This window comes from Bradyrhizobium sp. 137 (assembly GCF_023074095.1).
Lineage (GTDB): Bacteria > Pseudomonadota > Alphaproteobacteria > Rhizobiales > Xanthobacteraceae > Bradyrhizobium.
Genome location: NZ_JADPKU010000051.1, coordinates 40,283 through 62,402, shown reverse-complemented (window position 1 = coordinate 62,402; position 22,120 = coordinate 40,283). Strand labels below are relative to the sequence as shown.

The following is a 22,120-nucleotide window of genomic DNA, read 5'->3' as shown; positions in this document are numbered from 1 at the left end:
GGGCAACCCACCCCGCTTCGCATTCCGCTTCGCGCCATGCGCATCGACCCTCCCCCTCCAGGGGAGGGTAAGAGAGAAAGCCGCCTAGTTATTCGCGCCCGGCGAATCGTCCATCGCCTTGAAGGCTTCTTCCAGTTGCAGCGAGATCGGTACGTTCAGCCGTTCGCCGGTGGGAAGCCTGGCTGTGAACCATTTGTTGTAGAGCGGGATGAGGTCGCGGTTGGAACCGAGCTTGCGGAAGGCGCGCTCGACCACGGCGGCGAGTTGCGGCTCGCCCTTCCTGAACATGATGCCGTAGGGATCGTAAGACAGATAGTCCCCGACCACGCGAAAATATTCCTGGGCCTTGTGACGCGCAATCAGGCCGTAGAGCAGGATGTCGTCGGTCGCGAACGCATCCGCCTTGCCGTCGTTCACCATCTGAAACGACTGCTCGTGATCCGGCGCGGTCACGATGTTAAGACCGAGCAAGAGCTTCTTGTCGGCTGCCTGGATCGCCTGCTCGTTCGTGGTGCCCTTCGTCACCACGATGGTCTTGCCCTTCAGATCTGTCAGCGACCGGACGTTCGACGCCTTCGGCACCATCAGCTTAGTGCCGGCGACGAACATCAGTGGCGAGAAGGCAACGCGCTTGCCGCGCTCGGCATTGGCGGTGGTCGAGCCGCATTCGAGGTCGATCTTGTTCTGGAGCACGGCCTCGATGCGGTCGTCCGAGGTGACCTTGACGTAATCTATCCTGAGATTGGGATCGTCGACCTCGATGCCGATCTCCTCGACGATGGCTTCGCAGAGCTCGAGGCTGTAGCCGATCGGGCGACCCGCCTGGTCGAGGAAGGAGAACGGCGGCGAGCTCTCGCGATAGCCGAGCCGCACCGCGTGCGCCTTCTTGATGGCCGACAGCGTCGGGCTGAGCCCTTCGCTGCCGGTCTGGGCGAACGCCGAGCTCACGAACAACGAAGTCGTCAGCAAACATGCCGCGAACCACAGGCAGAATGAGGTCAGTGACCTCGCCAGGAACTGGCCCATGGTTCGCTCCTACCCATGGCCGGCCATTGCGGGCACTTCACCGGGCACCAAATCCTCCGGCACCGCATCACTAGGTCCAAGCTCGTGCTCGGGCCCGAGTTCGCCTTCCCATTTGGCCACGACCGAGGTCGCCAGCGTGTTGCCGATCACGTTGGTGGCGCTGCGGCCCATGTCCAGGAAGGTGTCGATGCCCATGATCATCAAGAGGCCCGCCTCGGGGATGTTGAACTGCGCCAGCGTCGAGGCGATCACGACGAGCGAGGCGCGCGGCACGCCGGCGACGCCCTTAGAGGTGATCATCAGCGTCGCCAGCATGGCGAGCTGGGTGCCGAGCGGCATGTCGATGTGGTAGCTCTGCGCGATGAAGACGCTGGCGAAGGTGCAGTACATCATCGTGCCGTCGAGGTTGAACGAATAGCCGAGCGGCAGCACGAAGCTCGAGATCCGCGACGAGGCGCCGAAGCGGTTGAGGCCCTCCAGCGTCTTCGGATAGGCCGCTTCCGAGCTCGCGGTCGAGAAGGCGATCATCAGGGGCTCGCGGATCAGCTTCAGCAGATGGCCGTAGCGTGGCCCGATCACAATGAAGCCGACGATGACCAGGATGGTCCACAGGATCGCCAGCGAGAGATAGAAGCCGCCCATGAAGACGACGAGCTTCCAGAGCACCAAGAGGCCGTTCTTGGCGACTGTCGCGGTGATGGCGGCCCATACCGCGAGTGGCGCGAACAGCATCACGTAGCTCGTCACCTTCAGCATGATGTGGCCGATGTCGTCGATCAGCGCCAGGATCGGCTTAGAGCGCTCGGGCATCGCGCCCATCGCCACGGAGAAGAACACGGCGAAGATCACGATCTGGAGGATTTCGTTCTGCGCCATCGCGTCCGCGATCGAGGTCGGGATCAGATGGGTCAAGAATTTCTCGATTGAGAAGGCGGAAACCGGCAGGCCTGTCGATTGGCCCGCCGCGGGCAGCGTGCCGGGGAAGTTCGCGCCAGGCTGAAGCAAATTCACCATGATGAGGCCGAGCAGCAGCGACACGAAGGAGGCGCTGACGAACCAGCCCATGGTTTTGGCGAAGATGCGGCCGAGCTTGGAGCCGGAGCCCATATGGGCGATGCCGCCGACCAGGGTCGCGAACACCAGCGGCGCGATGATCATCTTGATCAGGCGCAGGAACATCATGGCAATCAGGTTGATGGACGAGGCCCAGTCGGCGCGCGTGTCGGGCAGGAAATTGTAGATCGCCGAGCCCATGACAATGCCCAGCACCATCGCGGCCAGAATGTATTGCGTGAACCTGTTGGACATCGCTTACCCCCACGTACACCGGCGCTTCATGATGTCGCAGATATCACAGCGACGCAACACGCTTTGCGTGTGCTCGTGTTGGCCGGATGTTCTCGTTGTGAAATGGAACGCCGCGATCTAGCTTTCATGCAGCGCACAACGCATGCGGCTTGCACGTTTTCTTGGCTGCCGCTGCATCAATAATCGCCACGATCGGAGAGGGGAACGCCATGAGCGGCAACATCAATCGCCAGATTCTCCTAGTGGAAAAGCCCAGCGCCAAGCTCGGGCCCGAGCATTTCAAGATGGTGGAGAACGCAGTGCCGGAGCCGAAGGACGGCGAGGCCCTGCTGCGCGTGCGATACATCTCGCTCGACGCCGCCAACCGCGCCTGGATGCATGGCGCGACCTATCGCTCCGCCGTCGAAGCCAACAGCGTGATGGCCGGCGGCGCCATTGCCGAGGTTGTCAGCTCGAAGGCGCCGGAGCTGGCGGCGGGCGACATCGTGTTCGGCGACACCGGCTGGCAGGAATATGCCGCGGTGCCGGCGAAGCATCTCACCAAGATGCCGAAACTCGAGCCGATGACGCATCTGCTCAGCGTATTCGGCATCGCCGGCCTGACCGCCTATTTCGGCCTGCTGGAGATCGGGAAGCCCAAGGAGGGCGAGACAGTCGTCGTCTCCGCGGCCGCGGGCTCGGTCGGCTCACTCGTCGGACAGATCGCCAAGATCAAAGGATGCCGCGTGATCGGCATCGCCGGCGGCGCCGACAAATGCAATTGGCTGACCTCCGAGCTCGGCTTTGATGCGGCCGTGGACTACAAGGACGGCGCGGTGTTCAAGGCGCTGCGCGCAGCTGCAGCCAAGGGCATCGACGTCTATTTCGACAATGTCGGCGGCGACATTCTGGAAGCCTGCCTGCCGCAGATGAACAATTACGGCCGCATCGCCTGCTGCGGTGCGGTCTCGCAATATGACGGCGCGCCCGCCGCACACGGCCCGCGCGGCGTGCCCGGCTTGATCGTGGTGAAGCGGCTCGTCATGCAGGGCTTCATCGTGATGGACTACATGAAGGACAGCCAGCGCGCACTGGCAGACCTCCAAACGTGGGTCAAATCGGGCAAGCTGAAGGTGCAGGAGGACATTATCGATGGCCTCGAGAACACACCGCACGCGCTGATTGGATTGCTGGCGGGCGAGAACCGCGGCAAGCGCATGATAAGGATCTGAGACGCCGCCACGGCGCAATTGCACCAGCATTATTGACTTGCAGGAGAGATCAAAGCGGCGAATGATGCCACGCGCGAGGCATCATTCGCGACGATTGCGATTGCATTACATTTAAGAGTCGTCGGCGTGACCGACAGGGTAGGAAATCAGTCAGATGCTCAACACGTTGAGACATGCGTCAACGCGCAAGGTGTTGCTGGCGGCAGCGTTCTTCGCAACTGCAACAGGCGCGTTGGCGCAAACGCCGACCGAGGCGCAGAAGAGCGCCATCCGCTCGGCATGCCGCTCGGACTTCATGGCGCATTGCTCGAGCGTGACGCCCGGCGGGGTGGAAGCGTATCAATGTCTGGCAAAGAACATGTCCAGCCTGTCATCGGGATGCCAGACCGCGGTTCGCACGGTCGAGCCTGCTTCGGCGCCGAAGACCGAAGCTGCGCCCGCTGCGAAGACCGAGGCTGCGCCCAAGGCGGCAGCGGCGCCTGCCGCGCCGAAGGCTGACTCCGCTCCTGCTGCAAAGCCGGCCGCCGCGCCGGCGCCGAAGGCTGCTGCCGCCACGCAGCCGAGCAGCGCGCAGGTTGCGGCGGTCAAGAGCGCGTGCCGCGCCGATTATCCCAAGGTGTGCGCCAGCGTGCCGCCGGGCGGCGCCCCCGCGCTCGAATGCCTGGAGAAGAGCAAGGCCAAGGTCTCGCCGGCCTGCCAGAGCGCGTTGAGTGCGGCGTCCGGCGGTGGCGCGGCTGCAACGGCAGCACCCGCGGGTGCAGCTCCCGCGGCAGCAGCGCCGGCGGCCGCGCCAGCGGCGATCGCTTTGCGCCCGCTGCGGCCGCGCGAAGAACTGTTCATCGCAAGGTCGGCCTGCGGCGCCGACATCCGCACGCTCTGCGCCGGCGTCGCGCCCGGCGGCGGCCGCATCATTCAATGCATCTCCAGCAATGCCGCCTCGCTATCGCCCGCGTGCAAGGACGTGCTCGCCCCGTTCGCAGTGCGATGAGGCGGCGCACGATCGCGCGCCAAGGCACAGGGGCAATGATTGGCAGCGTGCGCGAATGAATTCCCGCACGCCGGCAACGACAAGTCTTTTGCAAGGATCCGATTTCGATCACGACCAGACCGGGAGGACAACATGCGTTTATTGCTGCTCGTCGCTTCTGCACTCCTCGCCTTCGCAGCGATCATGACGTTCGAGGCCACCGACGCCAATGCGGTGGTCTGCGCCCGCGGCGTGTATCGCGCCGGCTGCGCCGGACCGAACGCGGCGGTCGTGGTCCGCAAGCCGGTTCGGGCCGTCCGCTGCACCAGAGTGCTGGTGAACGGGGTCTACGTGAAGCGCTGCGTCTGACGGTGCGCATGGCCAAGCCCGCGTGGTTTGGCTATGCTTGGGCGCGAAACTGCTTCGGACACGCGCCAAACGCGCGTTCGGGACTGAGCTTCGGCGCGCCTGGCCTTTCATAATTCCGCTGGCGCCGGACGCCGGAGCACATTAGTCTACTCCTAGATAGTGAGTATACTGTCAATTAGGGAGGCAGACGTTGCGGATCGCCGTGATTGGCGGGGGGCCCGGTGGGCTGTACTTCGCCTATCTCTGGAAGAGGCGTCACCCCGAGGATCAAGTCGACCTGTTCGAACAGAACCCGGCCGACGCGACCTGGGGCTTTGGCGTCGTGTTCTCGGACCAGGCTTTGGAATTCCTGCGCGCCGACGACCCCGAAACGGTCGACGCGATCGCGCCGCATATGGAGAGCTGGGAGAACATCACGCTGAACCTGCACGGGGACAGCGTCGCCATCGACGGGGTCGGCTTCTCCTCGATCGGACGGCTCGAGCTGCTCAAGTTCCTGCAGCAGCGCGCGCTCGATGCCGGCGTCGCCCCGTGCTTCGACACCCAGATCCATGCGATCGACCAACTGAACGGCCACGATCTCATCGTCGCCGCCGACGGCCTCAACTCGCTGGTACGCCGGGCCTATGAGGGCGATTTCGGCACCTCGCTGTCCTACTCCTCCAACAAGTTCGTCTGGTACGGCACCTCGAAACGCTTCGACACGCTGTCGCAGACTTTCGTGAAGACGGACCGCGGCGCCTTCAACGCTCATCACTACCGCTACTCGCCGAACATGAGCACCTTCCTGGTCGAATGCGACCACGCGACATGGCAGGCCTACGGCTTCGCCTACAAGGACGTCGAGCAGTCCAAGGGTGTTTGCGAGGAGGTGTTTGCCGACACGCTTGGCGGCCATTGCCTCGTCTCCAACAAATCGGTCTGGCGCAACTTTCCCTGGGTCTGGAACGAGCACTGGTCGTTCAAGAACATCGTGCTGCTCGGAGATGCCCTGCACTCGGCGCATTTCTCGATCGGATCGGGCACGCGGCTCGCGATCGAAGACGCCATCGCGCTGGTCAAGGCGCTGGAATCGGATGCGCATCTGTCGACCGCGCTGCATCGCTACCAGGCCGCGCGCAAGCCGATCGTGCAGAAACTCGTCGATGCCGCGCGCACCAGCGCGTTCTGGTACGAGCACTTCGCCGACCACATGAAGCTGCCCGTGATGGATTTCGCCTATAGCTACATCACCCGGTCCGGCCGTATCGACGATTCCCGGCTGCGGGCGATGTCCCCGGCCTTCATGGCGCGCTACGAGGCGGCCAAGAACGGCGGAGGTGCGGCATGAGCAACGAGATTCGCGACCAGGTGCCCGCGGACAGCCCCGGCGCACGCGAGATCGGCTTTGCCGTTCCGCAAATCTGTAACGCCGGCCGCGTGCTGTTCGACAATCTCGACAAGGGGCGCGGCGACAAGCTCGCGCTCATCGGCCCGGCGGGCACGCGGACCTATGCCGAGCTCTGCGCCGAGGCTTGCCGCTGGGGCAACGGGCTTGCCTCGCTCGGCCTCAAGCGCGGCGACCGCGTGCTCTTGTTTCTCGACGACACGCCGGCCTATCCCGCCGCCTTCTTCGGCGCGGTGCGCGCCGGCTTCGTGCCGCTCCTGATCAACACGCTGACGCCGCCGGACCTCTTGCAGTTCTATCTTGCCGATTCCGGCGCTGCCGTTGCGGTGGTGGATGCCGAATTCTGCGCGCGCTTCAATGCGGAAGCTTGCAGGGACACGGGGCTGCACACGCTGATCGTCGTCAATGGCGAGGTGCGCGACCACGCCGCGCCTGTTGCCATCGCAGCGGCAAGCTGGCTCATGCAGTTCCCGGCCGAACTCGCGGAAGCCAACACCGATCGCGACGAGATGGCGTTCTGGATGTACTCCTCCGGCTCCACCGGCCGGCCCAAGGGCATCGTGCATCTCCAGCACGATATGGCCTATAGCGAAGCCGCCTTTGCCCGGAGCGTGTTGAAGCTGACGTCTGGCGACATCTGCTTCTCGGTGCCCAAGATCTTCTTCGCTTACGGCTTCGGCAATTCCGTCACCTTCCCATTCTCGGCGGGCGCGGCAACGTTGCTGTTGCCAGGCCAGCCGAAGCCCGCATCGATCTTTTCGGCGATCGCGCAATACAAGCCGACGGTGTTCTTCGGCCTGCCGACGCTTTATACATCGCTGACCAAGGCCGAAGGCGCGGACAAGACGAATTTCTCGTCGCTGCGCATGGCGCTCTCCGCCGCCGAGGTGCTCTCGGCCGAAGTCTTCAACGGCTGGAAGACGCTCACCGGGCTTGAGATCGTCGAAGGCCTCGGCTCGACCGAGGTGCTGCACATCTATCTCTCCAACCGTCCCGAGCGGAAGAAGCTCGGCGCCGCCGGCCTGCGCGTGCCCGGCTACGAGGTTGCGCTGCGCGACAAGGACGGCCGCGACGTCGCCGACAACGAGGAAGGCATCTTGTGGGTGCGCGGCGATTCCAACACGCCGCTGTACTGGAACCGGCCGGACAAATCCGCCGAGACGATCCGCGAGGGCGGCTGGATCTACACCGGCGATCGCTTCGTGCGCGATGCCGACGGCTTCCACTTCTTCCGCGGCCGCGCCGACGATCTCATCAAGATCTCCGGCCAGTGGGTCTATCCGCTGGAGGTCGAACTCTGCCTCGCCGACCACCCTGATATTCGCGAATGCGCGGTGTTCGCCGCCGAACTGCCGGACCGGCGCATGACGCTGAAGGCCGTGGTGGTGATGAACAACCGCACCACTGATCAGAGCGAGACGACGCGCAAGCTCCAGGATTATGTGAAGGGTAAGCTATTGCCCTACAAATATCCGCGCGAGGTGATCTTCATCGACGAGCTGCCGAAGACGGGCACGGGGAAGATCGACCGGCAGGCGTTGCTGCGGATGTGAGGCCGAGGACGCCGCCACACGTTCAGCAGGCGAAGCGAAGCGTGCCCACCACTGATCCATTGGAGGAAAGATGGTGGGCACGGCGCAAGAGCGCCTTTCCCACCCTACGAAATCTCACACTGGACTGTCATCGCCCGCGAAGGCGGCCGATCCAGTATTCCAGAGACGGTCGTGATTGAGCCGACAGGCCGCGGCGTACTGGATGCCCGGCCTGCGCGGGTAATGACAGCGGAGATAAGGGCGGCAGCGTTGCCCCCCACTCTCACCCGCCCTTCCCCAGACGTTCCAGCGCATCCTCGGCCCGCAGCGGCACGCGTGAGGCTTCGTTGTTGAGATCGACGAGCTGCACCAAGAGCTCCAGCAGCGCCTTGCGGTCGGCGGGTTTCAACGGCTCCAGCATGCGTGCCTGGGCTCGCTCGACGGCGGGGATGATTTCGCGCAGGATCGCGGCGCCTGATTTGGTCAGATAGAGCAGCTTGATCCGCTTGTCCTCAGGCGCCGGCTTGCGCTCGATATAGGCCTTGGCCTGAAGCCGCTCGATCACGCTGCCGAGCGTGGAGCGATCGAAGGCGATCACCGCCGACAGACGGGTCGCGTCGATGCCGGGATGGGTGTGGACCGCGATCAGCGCCGCATATTGCACCGGCGTCAGGTCGAACGCCTTGCACTCCTCCATGAAGATCGAGACCGCGATCTGCTGCATGCGCCGGAACAGATAGCCCGGCGCGGCATAGACCGCGTCCATCGTGATCGGAGCAAGAGGTTTACTCGGCATCGGGCTGCTTCTCCGGCGCGGCATTGGCGAAGGCCGGCATTGCCTTGGCGGCGGCTTCTGCCTGAAGCAGGCGCGGATAGGCCGACACATCGACGCCGAACCGGCGCGCATTGGCGAGCTGCGGCACCAGACAGAGATCGGCCAGCGTCGGCGCGTCTCCGAAGCAGAACGGGCCCGGCTCGTCCCTGATCAGCGTCTCGCAGGCCGACAGCCCCTCGCGGTTGACCCAGGCCGCCCAGTCCTGGACCTTCTCCTCGGCAAGGCCGAGCTCGCGCAGCCGCGCCAGCACCTTCAGGTTCTGCACCGGATGTGTGTCGCAGGCGATCGCGAGCGCGAACGCGCGCACCTTGGCACGGCGCAGCGGGTCCTTCGGCAGCAGCGGCGGATTGGGGTGCGTTTCGTCGAGCCATTCGATGATCGCGACCGATTGGGTCAGCACTGCGCCCGCATCGTCCTCCAGCGCCGGCACTAGGCCTTGCGGGTTGATGGCGAGATAAGCGGGCGCGCATTGCTCGCCCTTGCGCAGATGATGCGGCAGATGCTCGGCACCGAGGCCCTTGAGGTTGAGCGCGATCCGCACGCGATAAGCGGCGCTGGAGCGGAAATAGCCGTGCAGCTTCATTGAGACCTCCCTTGTGTTTCTTGTCGTTCCGGGGCTCGCGGAGCGAGAAGCCGGAACCTCGAGATTCCGGGTTCGATGCTGCCGCATCGCCCCGGAATGACGGCCAACATTCCTCACGTTGACGCTACCTATATCGTCAGTATACTGTCAATCGACAAAACGAACGGAGCCGCACCATGGAAGCCGTGACCAAGACGCCGGAACGCGAGGCGTTTTACCGGAAGATCGACGGCGAAAATCTCACCGCGCTGTGGACGGTGATGAACGACTTGATCACGCCGGAGCCGAAGAGCGCCTGCCGGCCTCACTTATGGAAGTTCGACATCATCCGCGACTACATGACGGAAGCCGGCAAGCTGATCACCGCCAAGGAAGCCGAGCGGCGCGTGCTGGTGCTGGAGAACCCGGGCCTGCGCGGCCAGTCCAAGATCACGACCTCGCTTTATGCCGGCGTGCAGATGGTGGTGCCCGGCGACGTCGCGCCCGCGCACCGCCACAGCCAGTCCGCGCTGCGCTTCGTGCTGGAAGGCAAGGGCGCCCACACCGCGGTCGACGGCGAGCGCACTGCGATGGAGCCCGGCGACTTCATCATCACGCCGTCGATGACCTGGCACGATCATTCCAACGAGACCAGCGAGCCGATGTTTTGGCTCGACGGCCTCGATATCCCGCTGGTGCAGTTCTTCGACTGCTCCTTTGCGGAAGGCTCAAAGGAGGACCAGCAGAAGATCACAAGACCTCCCGGCGACAGCTTTGCGCGCTACGGCCACAACCTGCTGCCGGTCGACGTAAAGCGGAGCTCGAAGACCTCGCCGATCTTCAGCTATCCCTATGCCTACACCCGCGAAGCGCTGGAGAAAGCCCGCGTGTGTCAGGAATGGGACGCCTGCCACGGCCTGAAGCTGAAGTTCAGCAATCCCGAGACCGGCGATTTCGCAATGCCGACCATCGGCACCTTCATCCAGCTGCTCCCGAAGGGTTTCAAGACCGCGCGTTATCGCTCGACCGATGCCACGGTGTTCTGCCCGATCGAAGGCCGCGGCCGCAGCCGGGTTGGGGAAGCGACCTTCGAATGGGGCCCGCGCGATCTGTTTGTGGTGCCGAGCTGGCACTGGGTCACGCACGAGGCGGATGAGGACGCCGTGCTGTTCAGCTTCTCGGACCGGCCGGTGCAGCAGAAGCTGGATCTGTTTCGGGAAGATCGCGGGAACGCGTGAGGGTTGACCCGTCATTCCGGGACGATGCGAAGCATCGAATCCGGAATCTCGAGATTCCGGGTTCACGCTTCGCGGGCCCCGGAATGACAGCGGTGCTCACCGCCAGTGCAGCAGCCTTGTCTCCAGCCAGCCGATCACCTTCCCCACGGCCAGCCCGAACACCGACAGAATCACCACACCCGCAAGCAGCTGATCCGTCTGCATCAGATTGCCGGCCTGGAGCACGAACGCGCCGATGCCGTATTGCGCGCCGATCATCTCGGCGCTGACGACGAGCAGCAGCGCGACCGAGGCGGTGATGCGGAAGCCAGCGAGGATCGCGGGCAGCGCGCCAGGCCAGATCACCTTGCGCACGATGGTGGCAAACGGAACGTTGAAGCTCTGCGCCATGCGGATCAGGTTGCGCGGCACCGCGTCGACGCCGCTATAGACCGAGATCGCGGTCGAGAAGAAGACGCCGAGCGCAATGGTCGCGATCTTCGGCTCTTCGCCGATGCCGAGCCAAAGGATCAGGAGCGGCAGCAGCGCGATCTTCGGGATCGGAAACAGCGCCGAGATGAAGGTGATGCCGACGCTGCGCGCGAGCCGCGACAGGCCGATGGCGAACCCGACGGCAACGCCCGCCGCCGTCCCGAGCAACCAGCCGATGCCGATGCGCAGCAGCGAGGCCGAAACGTGCTGCCAGAGCGCGCCAGAGATCGCGAGCTGATAGATCGCACGTACGATCGCCGACGGCGCCGGCAGGAACAGCGGATTGACGAAGCCCGCGCTGCCGGCGGCCTGCCAGATCGCGATGACGAGCGCGAGCGCGATCCAGCCGCCGAAGCGGCTCGACGCAGGCACGAAGCCCGCACCGCGGAAGCGGACGCGTCGAGTGGCTTGGTCCCTCGAAGAGCCTTCCGCCGGCGCACGGTCAAGCATGCTGAACCTCGCGTTCGGCGTCGATCGCCTCGTTGCGGATCAGCGACCAGATCTGGCTTTGCAGCGCCAGCAGCTTTTCCCGCGCAGCGGTTTCGCCGCGCTCTGCACGCGTCATCGGCACGGTCACGACCTCGCGAATGCGGCCGGGCCGCCGCGACAGCACCACGATGCGGTCTGCGAGCCGCGCTGCCTCTTCGAGATTATGCGTAACGTAGACCGCGCCCATGCCGCCGTCGGCGAGCAGGCGAACGAAATCCTCCATCAGGAGTTCGCGGGTTTGCGAATCCAGCGCCGACAGCGGCTCGTCCATCAGCAGGATCGCAGGCTTGACCGCAAGCGCGCGCGAAATGCCGACGCGCTGGCGCATGCCGCCGGAGAGCTGTTTTGGATAGGTTTTGCGAAATTCGGTCAGGCCGGTGCGGCGCAGCGCGTCCTCGACCAGCGCGCGACGCTGCGTTGCTGAAAGCTGTGTGTGCAGCAGCGGGAATTCGACGTTCTCCTCGACGGTCGCCCATGGCAACAGCGCGAAGTCCTGAAAGACGAAGGTCAGCGGATTAAGGCTGTCCGCCGGCGGCTGGCCGCGCAGCTCGGGCGCACCCGAGCTCGGCTGCAAGAGGCCGCCGAGGATCGACAGCAGCGTGCTCTTGCCGCAGCCGGAGGGACCGACGATCGCCACGACCTCGCCGGCGCTGACGGTGAACGAGACGTCGTCGAGCACGGCGAGGTCGCCGAAGCGATGAGAGATGTGGTCGGCGATCAGATCCATGCGCGCCCGCCTTCTTCACCCTCCCCTGGAGGGGGAGGGTCGGTTTGCATGCAGCGAAGCGAAATGCAAACCGGGGTGGGGTGGCGGTCTATCCACATGGATGGTGACAATGCCTGCTCCCGGACTTTCCGCGAGTACTCGGAGCGAACGACGGACAGACCACCGCCATGGCTCACCCCACCCCGCTCGCTCCGGACGATGCTGCGCATCGCCGGCACGATCGACCCTCCCCCTTCAGGGGAGGGTGGCAGGTTGCCCGTCACGAGAGTCTGCATCGTCAGCATCAATCCGCCTTCACATAGTCCTTCGCGATGATCGCGTTCGCATCAAAGCCCTTGTCGGCAAAGCCCTGTTCCTGGAGCCATTTGATCTGGTTGTCGACGTTCTTCACATCCAGCTTGCCGTCGGGGTCAATATAGGCACAGTTGCCGACGACCTGCTCGACCGGGAGGTTGGTATATTTGGCAATGATCTCCAGGAGCGGCTTGGTCTGGTCGTTGACCGGCGCAACACCGTCCTTCATCGCGGTGAGGATGACGTCGTGATATTCGCGATCGGCCTTCGCCAGAGCGGCGAGCAGTTTTCTCACCAGCGCCTTGTTGGTCAGCGTCTTCGGCGAAGCGAACACCGCCCCTAACTGCCAGGGCGTCTCGTCGCCGACCCAGCCCAAAAATTTCGCGCCGCCCTCGTCGATCAGCTTTCGCGCCGTCGAGACCGGAAGCAGCGCCGCATCGACGGTCTCGCCCTTTAGCGCAGCCGCAGCATTCGACAGCGATTGCAGCGGCACGATCTTCACGTCCGCGAGCTTGAAGCCATATTTGTCGGCGAGCAGCCCGAGCGAGTAATGAAAGCTCGATCCGACCTGCGTCACCGCCACGCGCTTGCCCGCAAGATCCTTCGGCGTCTTCAGGCCGGCGGCATAGGCGTTGTTGCTGGCGAAATAGCCGATCAGGGGATAGCCGGCCTTCTCGCGGCTCATGCCGCCGATCACCTTCAGCGTCCCCTTGCCGGCGAGATTGTAGAGACCGGCGGTGAAGGCGGTGATGCCGAAATCGACGTCGCCCGATGTGGTGGCGACCGCGATCGGCTGCGCCGCGTCGAAGAACTTCAGCTCGACCTCCAAGCCGGCCTCGCGAAAATAGCCCTTGTCCTGCGCAATGAAGACCGGCGCGGAGGACGACAGACGAAGCACGCCGATCTTCGCCTTCAGCACGTCTTCGGCCCGGGCCGTGCCCGTCGCCATGATCGCCAAAAGGCCCACTAGCGCGAGCCGCGCAATCCCCATCATCCCATTTCCTCCAGTGGTTCTCTTGGGCGTTCTCTTGCAGTCCGCTAAAGGCCCTTGGGCACCGTCTGGTCCCGCCCGATGAAGGCGCCCTGCCGTTTCAACGTTTCCTGCAATTTTTCAACGGCGATGTCACGTGGCATCCGGTTTCCGGCCAGCGCCAAGGCGGCAGCGGAACCGGCCGCCTCCCCCATCACGAAACACGCACCGGAGACCCGTGCCGCCGATTGGCCCTCATGGGTCATGGAGGCACAGCGGCCGGCGACCAGGAGATTGTCGACGCCTTCGGGCACCAGCATCCGGTACGGCAGCTCGTTATAGCCGCGCGAGTCCGGGATCGGCGGAAAGGTGAAGACCACGTCGCCGGGCACATGGGCCTCGATCGGCCAGCCATTGACGCCGATCGAATCCTCGAACGAAGCGCAGCCGAGCACGTCCTCGCCGCTGAGCTGGTAGCCGCCGCTAATGCGGCGGGTCTCGCGGATGCCGAGCTGCGGCGGCAGGTCGACGATGTAGGAATTTTCGAAGCCCGGCACAGTGCACAGGAACTCGAACGCGGCGAGCGCCTGCTTGCGGCCCTCGATCTCGCCGCGGGTGAGGTCGTCGGGCTCGACGCCATTGATGGCGTGGCCGTCCTCGCGCGCGACTTGCGTGAAATTCACCCGCCATTCGACGCCGGACTTTTGCGGCCGCACGATCGCGCTCTTGCGCGGGAATTTGTGCGTGCCGGCGGCAGTGGCCTTCTCCATCAATTGCGGAATGGTTCGCCAGGCCTCCCCTGCCTTCGCGGGATCGATGCCGTTGAGACGCAGCATCATCGAGGGGTACATCGGATGGCCATGCTCGTCGCCGATTTCGAACGGCGCGCCGGCCCACACCGCGAGATCGCCGTCGCCCGAGCAGTCGATGAGGATCTCAGATCGCACCGCCTGCCGGCCCGCCTTGGTCTCGACCATCAGCGCATCGATGCGGCGGTCATCGCCCATCACCACGCCGGCGCCGAGCGCGTGAAAGAGGATGTGCACCTTATGGCTGGCAAGCAGCTCGTCGGCCGCGATCTTGTAGGCGGCGGTGTCATAGGCCTGGGCAAAGACCTTGCCGAGGATCAGGTGCGGCGCATTGAGACCGTTGAGCCGATCGATCCGCGCCAGCAGCTCCGAGGCCATGCCCTGCACCAAGCGGCGATGCTCGCCGTAGACATTGCCGTGCAGGCCGCAGAAATTGGTGACGCCGGCTGCCGTGCCCATGCCGCCGAGAAAGCCGTAGCGCTCGACCAGCAGAGTCTTCCGCCCCGCGCGCGCCGCTGACGCCGCCGCAACGATGCCGGCCGGGCCGCCGCCGAGCACGACGATTTCATATTCGCCATAGAGCGGCACCTGTCGTGCCGGTTCTTCGATCATCGCCCGCATGACGCGTCCTGTTCACAACTCTCTTGCTTGGGGCCGACTATGGATCAGTGCGCACTGAGCTACAATCCACCAAAAAAGCTCGCGATCGACGAGCGCAGGACACTGGAAACGCTGCGCCGGATGCGGCAGGACGATGATGCCGTCTATCGCAGCATCAACAACATCTGCCGCGGCTGCTGAACGCCTAACCTTTGCCGCCCCGCCAATTCGCCGCCCGCTTCTCGGCAAACGAGGCCAGCCCTTCCGCTGCCTCTGCGCTCTGACGCTTGACCGAATGCAGATGCACGAGCCGCGTGTAAGCGGCATCGTCCACCGCCATGCCGCCGAACGAGCTCTCCAGCGCGAGCATTTTGGTTTCGGCCATCGCTTCCGGCCCGTTGGCGAGCAACTGCTCCACCATCTTGCTGCCTGCGGCCTCCAGTTCGGCGAGCGGCACCACCTCGTGGACGAGGCCGATGCGGCGGGCGTCCTCGGCGCCAAAGCGCTCTCCGGTCAGCGCGTAGCGGCGGACTTGCCGTACACTCATGGCGTCGCAGAGCTGCGGGATGATGATGGCGGCGGTCAGGCCCCAGCGCACCTCGGTGATCGAGAACAGGGCGTTGTCCGCGGCGATCACGACGTCGCAGGCCGCGATCACGCCGGTGCCGCCACCGAAGCAGCCGCCCTGCACCAGCGCGACCGTCGGAACCGGCAGCGTGTTGAGCCGCTGCACGGCCTCGAAGGTCGCGCGCGAGGCCGCCTCGTTCGCTTCAGTTGATTGCGGCCGCACGCCGTTGATCCATTTGAGGTCGGCGCCGGCCTGGAAATGCTTGCCATTGCCCCGGAGCACGACGACACGGAGGCTCTGCTTCTTGCCGAGATCGTCCATGGCCGCGAGCACGCCCGCGATCAAGGCGCCATCATAGGCGTTGTTGACCTCGGGACGGTTCAGGGTGACGGTCGCAACGCCGCGCTCGTCGAGGGTCCACAACACTGGATTGGCGGTCATCGGCGATCCTCCGGTCGATTTGTTTGCCGCGCACTATGGCCGAGGCCGCGCGCCCTGATCCATATCTTTCCGGCGTGGGGCGGCCGCGTCCATCGCATGGCGGCTTGTGTCATGCTGGCACCAGGCGGCAAGAGATCAGGACTGGACATAGACATGCGCATCTGCATTTTCGGCGCGGGCGCCGTCGGCAGCCACATTGCGGTACGGCTGGCACGCGCGGGCCATGAGGTCAGTTGCGTGATGCGGGGGGCGCATCTGGAGGCGGCTCGCGCCGGCGGCCTCAAGCTGCGCGTCGGCGATTCCGAGGTCGGCGCCAAGGTGAACGCGTCAGGCGATCCGGCCCAACTCGGGCCGCAGGACGTCGTGATCTCGACGCTGAAAGCAACCGCTCTTCAGGGACTGGTCTCCAGCATCAAGCCGCTGCTGCAGGACGACACCGCGATCGTGTTCGCGCAGAACGGCATTCCCTGGTGGTACGGCATCGGCCTGCCGCCGCGACACCCCACGCCGCCGGACATTTCGTTTCTCGATCCCGGTGGGCGCTTGCGCGCCTGCATCCCCAAGGAACGCATCGTCGGCGGCGTCGTCTTCTCGTCCAACGAGGTGATTGCGCCCGGCGTGGTGCAGAACCTCACCCCGGACCGCAACCGCCTCTTGATCGGCGAATGCGACGACCGCAATTCCGAGCGCATCACCAGGCTGCGCGGTGTCTTCAACGATGCCCGGCTGGAATCGCCGCCGGTGGCCGAGATCCGCGAGGCGATCTGGTCAAAGCTCCTGACCAACATGTCGCTGTCAGTGCTGTGCCTGCTCACCGGCCAGACCGCGCGCGGCGTGCGCGACGACCCCGCCTTCACTGAAGTCATTCCACGCATGCTGAACGAGGCCAACGACATCGCCCAGCACTTCATCCCCGAGGTCAAGCGCGTGACCCGCAGCGGCCCTGCCCCCAATCACAAGCCATCGCTGCTCCAGGATTACGAGCTCGGTCGCGCCATGGAGATCGACGTGCTGGTGAAGGCGCCGGCCGCCTTCGCGCGTGCCGCCGGCCTATCGACCCCGGCCCTCGACCTAATCGCCGCGCTGGCGATCCAGAAGGCGCGCGACAAGGGGCTCTATGCGGCGTGAACTTCAGGCAAGCCCATCGATCCAAGCCGCCAGCGTGTCGAGCACCTCTGTCAGCGCCTCGTCATTGCTGCGGCCGGACTTTTTCAGGACCGCGAAGGAGTGATCGCCGCCCTCGATCTCATGCAGCGTCGCCTTCGCTCCGAGCCGCGCGACGACAGGCTTGAGATGGCCGAGATCGGCAAGCCCGTCGCGCGTCCCCTGCAGGAACAGCATCGGGATTGCGATGCCGCCGAGATGCTCGGCCCGCTCGGCCGACGGCTTTTTGTCGGCATGCAGGGGAAAGCCGAGGAAGGCGAGCCCTTTGACATGAGGCAATGGGGCCTTGGACTGCGCCTGCGAGGTCATCCGCCCGCCGAATGACTTCCCGCCGGCCACGAGCTTCAGTCCCGGGCACAGCCGCGCCGCCTCCAGGGCCGCCGCGCGGATCGCGACGTGGGCGACCCCCGGTGGATCGGGACGCCCCTGCTTCTTCTCCATGTACGGGAAATTGAAGCGAAGCGTCGCGATGCCGCGGTCAGCGAGACCTTGTGCGACCTTCTCCATGAACGCATGCCGCATATCGGCGCCTGCGCCGTGCGCCAGCACGTAGCAGGCGCGCGCCTCGGCCGGCTGCGTCAGGATCGCCGAGACTGTGCCGATGCGCTCGATGTCGAGCTTGAGCTCTTGAGTTTTGGCAGCCAAAATCAGACACCCTGATGCATTTCTGGCCGCCTTGGTAGCGTCACTGGCGCAGCCTGAAAACACAATAATTGCCGCGCCCTGCCGGCCTACCAAGCCGGACAGCCGCATTGACCGAGGTAACCATGTCCCACCGCTCCTCCTGGATGACCGAAGAGCTCGAAATCTTCCGCGACCAGTTCCGGAAATATCTCGCCAAGGACCTGGCGCCGCACGCGCAAAAATGGCGCGAGCAGAAGATGGTCGACCGCTTCGCCTGGCGCGGGCTCGGCGAGATGGGGGCGCTGCTGGCAAGCGTGCCGGAGGAATATGGCGGGTTGGGCGCCACCTTCGCCTATGATGCGGCGGTGCTGGACGATCTCGAAAGCACGGTGCCGGAGCTGACGACGGGCGTCTCGGTGCACAGCGCCATCGTCGCGCACTATATTCTCAATTACGGCTCGGAGGAGCAGAAGAAGCGCTGGCTGCCGAAGATGGCCTCGGGCGAGATGGTCGGCGCCATCGCCATGACCGAGCCCGGCACCGGCTCGGATCTGCAGGCCGTGAAGACCACGGCGAAGAAGCAGGGCAATTCCTACGTCATCAACGGCCAGAAGACGTTCATCACCAACGGTCAGGCCGCCGATCTCGTCATCGTGGTCGCACGTACCGGCGAGGCGGGCGCGAAAGGCATCTCGCTGATCGTGGTCGAGACGGCGGGCACTGAAGGCTATCGGCGCGGGCGTAACCTCGACAAGATCGGCCTGCACGCCTCCGACACGTCGGAGCTGTTCTTCGACAATGTCACCGTGCCGCCGGACAACCTGCTCGGCAAGGAGGAAGGCCAGGGCTTTGTCCAGCTGATGCAGCAATTGCCGCAGGAGCGCCTCGCGCTCGCGGTCGGCGCCGTCGCCTCGATGGAACGCGCGGTCAAGCTCACCACCGACTACACCAAGGAGCGGAAAGCCTTCGGCAAACCGCTCATGGACTTCCAGAACACCGCGTTCAAGCTCGCCGAGCGCAAGACCGAGGCGATGATCGCGCGCGTCTTCGTCGACTGGTGCATCGAGCGACTGATCGCAAAAGACCTCGACACGGTCACGGCGTCGATGGCGAAATATTGGTGCTCGGAGAAGCAGGTCGAGACCGCCGACGAATGCCTGCAGCTGTTCGGTGGCTACGGCTACATGCAGGAGTACCCGATCTCACGCATCTTCATCGATTCCCGCATCCAGAAGATCTACGGCGGCACCAACGAGATCATGAAGCTGTTGATTGCAAGGTCGCTGTAGTCGCGTCCTGCTCAATTCGGATGCCACCAGCGGCCGCCGATAACGACACCGTCGGAGACGATCTTGCGATCGCCGATCAGGTGCTCGCCGACGACGTCCTCGTAATCGAACTGGCCCTGCCTGACCGAGATCAGCGTGGCGTCGCCGACGCTGCCCGGTTTGAGGCTGCCGAGCTCGGGGCGGCGCAGCGCCATCGCCGCATTCACCGTCGAGGCCGCAATCACATCCGGTAGCTCCATGCCCATGCACAGGAATTTCGACATGGTCGTGACCTGATCATAGGCGGGGCCGTCGATGCACAGCATGTGGATGTCGGACGAGATCGTGTCCGGATAGAAGCCGTTGGCGAGCATCGCGCGCGCGGTCTTGAACGCGAACGAGCCCTTGCCGTGACCGATGTCGAACAGCACGCCGCGCTCGCGTGCATCCAGCACCGCCTTCTTCACCGTGCCCTGCGCGGTCGCGGGCGTGTTGGGGAAGGGGCGGAACGCGTGGGTGAGCACGTCGCCTGGGCGCAGGCGGGCCAGCACCTCCTCATAGCTCGGCGGCGGGTGATCGATATGCGCCATCAGGGGCATGCCGACCTCGTTCGCGACTTGGAGCGCGATATCGAGTGGCACCGTCCCGGACGTGCCCGACGAATGCAGGCCCACACGCACCTTGATGCCGATGATGAGATCGCGATTGGCATCCGCCACCTTGGCCGCGTCGATCGGATTCATCAGCCGCAGCTCCTCGCTCTCGCCGACCATGATCCGGTGCGAGAAGCCGAAGATGCCGGCATGCGAGACGTGGAGATAAGCGAGAATGCGGACCTGGCTCGGCTCGATCACATGCTTGCGAAAGCCTGCGAAATTGCCCGGGCCGGCGCTGCCGGTATCCACCGCCGTGGTGACGCCGGAGAGGCGGCAGAATTCCTCGGCATCGATGCCGAGCGAGGTGCCGCCCCAATAGACATGGGTGTGCAGATCGATCAGCCCCGGCGTCACGATGTAGCGTGAAGCGTCACGGACCTCGGTGGCCGGGTCGGCCTTGAGCCCGCTGCCGACCGCTGCCACCTTGCCGCCGGCAAAAGCGACGTCAGTCACGGCGTCGAGCTTCTGGGACGGATCGACCACACGGCCGCCGCGCAGGATCAAGTCGAAAGGCATCGTCGTCTCCGGAAGTGCTGTAAGGTGTGGCGGGCACGTCGGCCGGACCAGCAAGGAAGGAAGCCGTTCGCTTCTAGCAATTTTTGCGCCGAGCGGCGTGGCAAACCGTGACGGTGGCCCTGAAAATGGCGATCCCGGGAAGACTCGAACTTCCGACCTACGGTTTAGGAAACCGCCGCTCTATCCGGCTGAGCTACGGGACCGCGGAACCCGGAGTTGCGGGTTCGGCCCCCTCATAGCAGAGCAGGATGCCGTTCGCCAGCCGCAAGGCGGGTCATCGCCAAGCCGAGAGGAGGCTGTACAATCGCGTCTGGATTGACCCTGCGGAGCAGCTCCCATGATCGAAAGCATCAGCGCCATCACGCTCGGCACGCACGACATGGCGCGCGCCGTTCAGTTCTACCGTTCGCTGGGGTTCGAGCTGCTCCATGGCGGAAAAGCCGCGGCATTTACCAGCTTTCGCGCGGGGACCGGCTATGTCAACCTGACCGCCCAGCCCGACGACAAGCGCTGGTCCTGGTGGGGCCGCGTCATTTTCTATGTCGCCGATGTCGACGCAATCTTTGAGCAAGCGCGCGCCGCCGGATGGCAGCCGTCGACCACGCCGCGCGATGCGGAATGGGGCGAACGTTATTTCCATCTCACCGACCCCGATGGCCATGAGCTCAGTTTCGCGCGGCCGCTTCGCGGAGTTTGAAGAGGCGGGATAGCTACGCCCTGATATTGTTGTCCTTTACCACCTTGCCCCAATAAGCGACCTGCCTGTCGAAGAAGGTCTTGAAGCCGGCGCCGTCCTCGAGCAGCAGCGTCATGTGCTCGGTGTCCTTGAGCTGGGCGGCGGTCGCGGGCTCACTCAGGATCTCCTTGGAGGCCGTCGCCATGGCCGAAACGATGTCCGGCGGCGTGCCGGCGGGCGCGAAGATGCCCCACCAGACGAGCGTCTCGAAGTCCGGAAAGCCCGCCTCGATCGCGGTCTGCGTGTCCGGCAGCGCCGGCAGCCGCTCGCGGCCAAGCTGCAGGATCGGTCGCAGCATGTTGGTGCCGAGCTGGGCGGCGACCAGCGCCGCCGATCCTGCAATCAGATCGACATGGCCGCCGAGCACGTCGTTCATCGCCGGGCCGCCGCCGCGATAGGGTACGTGCATGATCTCGACACCGGCCTTGCTGCCGAGCACGGTCATGGCAAGATGCCCGAGCGTACCGATGCCGACCGAGGCATATTTCACCGCGCCGGGCGTCGCCTTGCAGGCCGCCACCACGTCCGCGAAGCTCTTGTAGGGACAGCCGGCGCCGGCCGCGATGACGTAAGGCGCGGTGCCGATCAGTAGAACCGGCATCAGCTCACGCTCGACATCCACCGGCGGCTTGTCGAGGATGGATGGAATCACCGCATGGGAATCGAACGTCACCAGAAATGTCGAGCCGTCCGCGGGGCTCTTGGCCACCTGCGCCGCGCCGAGCGCGCCAGCGGCGCCCGACTTGTTCTCGACCACGACGATGCGGCCAAGCCTGGTTTGCAGGTTGGATTGCAACAGCCGCGCCATCGCGTCGGTCGATCCGCCCGGCGGAAACGGCACCACCAGCGTGATCTTGCTCCCTTGCGCCGCCGCCGGCGCCATTGCGAGGATGGCCGGCGCAGCCAGGAGCGTACGTCGCGTGATCGTCATGGTCCCCTCCCTTTGATCCCCCCGCGCTTTGCTTTTTGAGCGCTTCAGGTCGTCCCGAAACCGGATCCCGGTTTCCTGTATTCTGGCCTTGGTGGACTAAAGATGTCCAACACGCGGGCGCCGTCGGGGCCGGCGCGCATGGTGTGCGGCACGTTGCCGGGCGTGCGCCAGAAATCACCCTTCTTGACCAAGATTTCCTCATCGCCCTGGACGCGGATGGCGGAGCCGTCGAGCAGCACGCCCCATTGCTCCTCGGGATGATGGTGCAGCGTGCCCTGCGCATGCGGCGCGAGCGTCACCACCGACAGCATCGCCTGCTCGCCGGAGAAGATGCGCGTGGTCACCCCAGCCGCGAGTTCGCGAAACAGCCCGTCGCTGGGATCATCGATATTGTGGAATTCATTCTTCTGGCTCATGCCAT

General features: G+C 64.8%; 23 protein-coding genes and 1 tRNA gene. 10 read left to right on the top strand and 14 right to left on the bottom strand.

The window, feature by feature from the left end; genetic code table 11:
- Positions 1 to 84 precede the first annotated feature (84 nt).
- Positions 85 to 1,026 carry an amino acid ABC transporter substrate-binding protein gene (locus IVA78_RS13535; protein ID WP_247465678.1) on the bottom strand — a complete coding sequence of 314 codons (942 nt, stop codon included), beginning with the start codon at positions 1,024 to 1,026 and terminating at the stop codon, positions 85 to 87.
- A gap of 9 nt (positions 1,027 to 1,035) precedes the next feature.
- Positions 1,036 to 2,334, bottom strand: a complete 1,299-nt coding sequence (locus IVA78_RS13530) for a dicarboxylate/amino acid:cation symporter (protein WP_247465675.1) — start codon at positions 2,332 to 2,334, stop codon at positions 1,036 to 1,038.
- Between the two features lie 209 nt (positions 2,335 to 2,543).
- Here IVA78_RS13530 and IVA78_RS13525 point away from each other — a divergent pair, with 209 nt between their 5' ends.
- The 5 genes from IVA78_RS13525 to IVA78_RS13505 all read left to right on the top strand — a co-directional run bounded on the left by IVA78_RS13525 (position 2,544) and on the right by IVA78_RS13505 (position 7,821).
- Positions 2,544 to 3,545 (top strand): NADP-dependent oxidoreductase, encoded by a 1,002-nt coding sequence (locus IVA78_RS13525; protein ID WP_247465670.1) that lies wholly within the window; start codon positions 2,544 to 2,546, stop codon positions 3,543 to 3,545.
- Between the two features lie 154 nt (positions 3,546 to 3,699).
- Positions 3,700 to 4,533 carry a hypothetical protein gene (locus tag IVA78_RS13520; protein ID WP_247465665.1) on the top strand — a complete coding sequence of 278 codons (834 nt, stop codon included), beginning with the start codon at positions 3,700 to 3,702 and terminating at the stop codon, positions 4,531 to 4,533.
- Between the two features lie 132 nt (positions 4,534 to 4,665).
- Positions 4,666 to 4,881 carry a hypothetical protein gene (locus tag IVA78_RS13515; protein WP_247465662.1) on the top strand — a complete coding sequence of 72 codons (216 nt, stop codon included), beginning with the start codon at positions 4,666 to 4,668 and terminating at the stop codon, positions 4,879 to 4,881.
- Between the two features lie 190 nt (positions 4,882 to 5,071).
- Positions 5,072 to 6,211, top strand: coding sequence for an FAD-dependent monooxygenase (locus tag IVA78_RS13510; protein WP_247465659.1), 1,140 nt, complete (start codon positions 5,072 to 5,074; stop codon positions 6,209 to 6,211).
- Positions 6,208 to 7,821, top strand: a complete 1,614-nt coding sequence (locus tag IVA78_RS13505) for a benzoate-CoA ligase family protein (protein WP_247465657.1) — start codon at positions 6,208 to 6,210, stop codon at positions 7,819 to 7,821. The genes IVA78_RS13510 and IVA78_RS13505 overlap by 4 nt, the downstream gene beginning before the upstream one ends.
- A 262-nt stretch (positions 7,822 to 8,083) precedes the next feature.
- Here the strand turns inward: IVA78_RS13505 and IVA78_RS13500 are convergent, their stop codons facing one another.
- Positions 8,084 to 8,596: a MarR family transcriptional regulator gene (locus IVA78_RS13500; RefSeq protein ID WP_247465655.1), complete on the bottom strand. Its 513-nt coding sequence runs from the start codon at positions 8,594 to 8,596 to the stop codon at positions 8,084 to 8,086.
- Positions 8,586 to 9,218, bottom strand: a complete 633-nt coding sequence (gene maiA / locus IVA78_RS13495) for a maleylacetoacetate isomerase (RefSeq protein WP_247465653.1) — start codon at positions 9,216 to 9,218, stop codon at positions 8,586 to 8,588. The genes IVA78_RS13500 and maiA overlap by 11 nt, the downstream gene beginning before the upstream one ends.
- Before the next feature lie 176 nt (positions 9,219 to 9,394).
- Here maiA and gtdA point away from each other — a divergent pair, with 176 nt between their 5' ends.
- Complete coding sequence (gene gtdA, locus IVA78_RS13490) at positions 9,395 to 10,435, top strand: gentisate 1,2-dioxygenase (protein ID WP_247465651.1); 1,041 nt, start codon at positions 9,395 to 9,397, stop codon at positions 10,433 to 10,435.
- 96 nt (positions 10,436 to 10,531) lie between these two features.
- Here the strand turns inward: gtdA and IVA78_RS13485 are convergent, their stop codons facing one another.
- The 4 genes from IVA78_RS13485 to IVA78_RS13470 all read right to left on the bottom strand — a co-directional run bounded on the left by IVA78_RS13485 (position 10,532) and on the right by IVA78_RS13470 (position 14,816).
- On the bottom strand, positions 10,532 to 11,356 hold the full coding sequence (locus IVA78_RS13485) for an ABC transporter permease (protein WP_247465649.1): 825 nt from the start codon (positions 11,354 to 11,356) through the stop codon (positions 10,532 to 10,534).
- Positions 11,349 to 12,122 carry an ABC transporter ATP-binding protein gene (locus IVA78_RS13480; RefSeq protein WP_247465647.1) on the bottom strand — a complete coding sequence of 258 codons (774 nt, stop codon included), beginning with the start codon at positions 12,120 to 12,122 and terminating at the stop codon, positions 11,349 to 11,351. Before IVA78_RS13480 ends, IVA78_RS13485 begins: the two co-directional genes overlap by 8 nt.
- A 283-nt stretch (positions 12,123 to 12,405) precedes the next feature.
- The gene (locus IVA78_RS13475; RefSeq protein ID WP_247465645.1) at positions 12,406 to 13,410 is read right to left on the bottom strand and encodes an ABC transporter substrate-binding protein; all 1,005 of its coding nucleotides are present in this window, start codon (positions 13,408 to 13,410) and stop codon (positions 12,406 to 12,408) included.
- Between the two features lie 44 nt (positions 13,411 to 13,454).
- Complete coding sequence (locus IVA78_RS13470; protein ID WP_247465643.1) at positions 13,455 to 14,816, bottom strand: FAD-dependent oxidoreductase; 1,362 nt, start codon at positions 14,814 to 14,816, stop codon at positions 13,455 to 13,457.
- A 39-nt stretch (positions 14,817 to 14,855) separates the two neighbouring features.
- Between IVA78_RS13470 and IVA78_RS13465 the strand changes: the two genes are divergently transcribed.
- The gene (locus IVA78_RS13465) at positions 14,856 to 14,996 is read left to right on the top strand and encodes a hypothetical protein (RefSeq protein WP_247276349.1); all 141 of its coding nucleotides are present in this window, start codon (positions 14,856 to 14,858) and stop codon (positions 14,994 to 14,996) included.
- A gap of 4 nt (positions 14,997 to 15,000) precedes the next feature.
- Here IVA78_RS13465 and IVA78_RS13460 read toward each other — a convergent pair whose 3' ends face one another.
- On the bottom strand, positions 15,001 to 15,804 hold the full coding sequence (locus IVA78_RS13460; RefSeq protein ID WP_247465640.1) for an enoyl-CoA hydratase-related protein: 804 nt from the start codon (positions 15,802 to 15,804) through the stop codon (positions 15,001 to 15,003).
- Positions 15,805 to 15,957: 153 nt separating this feature from the next.
- On the opposite strand from IVA78_RS13460, the gene IVA78_RS13455 reads away from it, so the two are divergent.
- Positions 15,958 to 16,932 carry a ketopantoate reductase family protein gene (locus IVA78_RS13455; RefSeq protein WP_247465637.1) on the top strand — a complete coding sequence of 325 codons (975 nt, stop codon included), beginning with the start codon at positions 15,958 to 15,960 and terminating at the stop codon, positions 16,930 to 16,932.
- A gap of 3 nt (positions 16,933 to 16,935) precedes the next feature.
- On the opposite strand, the gene IVA78_RS13450 is transcribed toward IVA78_RS13455, so the two are convergent.
- Positions 16,936 to 17,613 (bottom strand): alpha/beta family hydrolase, encoded by a 678-nt coding sequence (locus tag IVA78_RS13450; protein ID WP_247465636.1) that lies wholly within the window; start codon positions 17,611 to 17,613, stop codon positions 16,936 to 16,938.
- A 122-nt stretch (positions 17,614 to 17,735) separates the two neighbouring features.
- Here IVA78_RS13450 and IVA78_RS13445 point away from each other — a divergent pair, with 122 nt between their 5' ends.
- Positions 17,736 to 18,881 (top strand): acyl-CoA dehydrogenase family protein, encoded by a 1,146-nt coding sequence (locus tag IVA78_RS13445; RefSeq protein WP_247465633.1) that lies wholly within the window; start codon positions 17,736 to 17,738, stop codon positions 18,879 to 18,881.
- A gap of 11 nt (positions 18,882 to 18,892) precedes the next feature.
- Here IVA78_RS13445 and IVA78_RS13440 read toward each other — a convergent pair whose 3' ends face one another.
- Both IVA78_RS13440 and IVA78_RS13435 read right to left on the bottom strand, forming a co-directional pair.
- Positions 18,893 to 20,032: an amidohydrolase/deacetylase family metallohydrolase gene (locus IVA78_RS13440; protein WP_247465628.1), complete on the bottom strand. Its 1,140-nt coding sequence runs from the start codon at positions 20,030 to 20,032 to the stop codon at positions 18,893 to 18,895.
- Between the two features lie 126 nt (positions 20,033 to 20,158).
- Positions 20,159 to 20,235: transfer RNA gene (locus tag IVA78_RS13435), tRNA-Arg, on the bottom strand.
- A gap of 134 nt (positions 20,236 to 20,369) precedes the next feature.
- Here IVA78_RS13435 and IVA78_RS13430 point away from each other — a divergent pair.
- Positions 20,370 to 20,729, top strand: coding sequence for a VOC family protein (locus tag IVA78_RS13430; protein ID WP_247465625.1), 360 nt, complete (start codon positions 20,370 to 20,372; stop codon positions 20,727 to 20,729).
- Between the two features lie 13 nt (positions 20,730 to 20,742).
- Here IVA78_RS13430 and IVA78_RS13425 read toward each other — a convergent pair whose 3' ends face one another.
- Entirely contained in the window at positions 20,743 to 21,699 is a 957-nt protein-coding gene (locus tag IVA78_RS13425; protein WP_247465623.1) for a tripartite tricarboxylate transporter substrate-binding protein, read from the bottom strand.
- A gap of 44 nt (positions 21,700 to 21,743) precedes the next feature.
- Complete coding sequence (locus IVA78_RS13420) at positions 21,744 to 22,115, bottom strand: cupin domain-containing protein (protein WP_247465621.1); 372 nt, start codon at positions 22,113 to 22,115, stop codon at positions 21,744 to 21,746.
- Between the last annotated feature and the right edge of the window lie 5 nt (positions 22,116 to 22,120).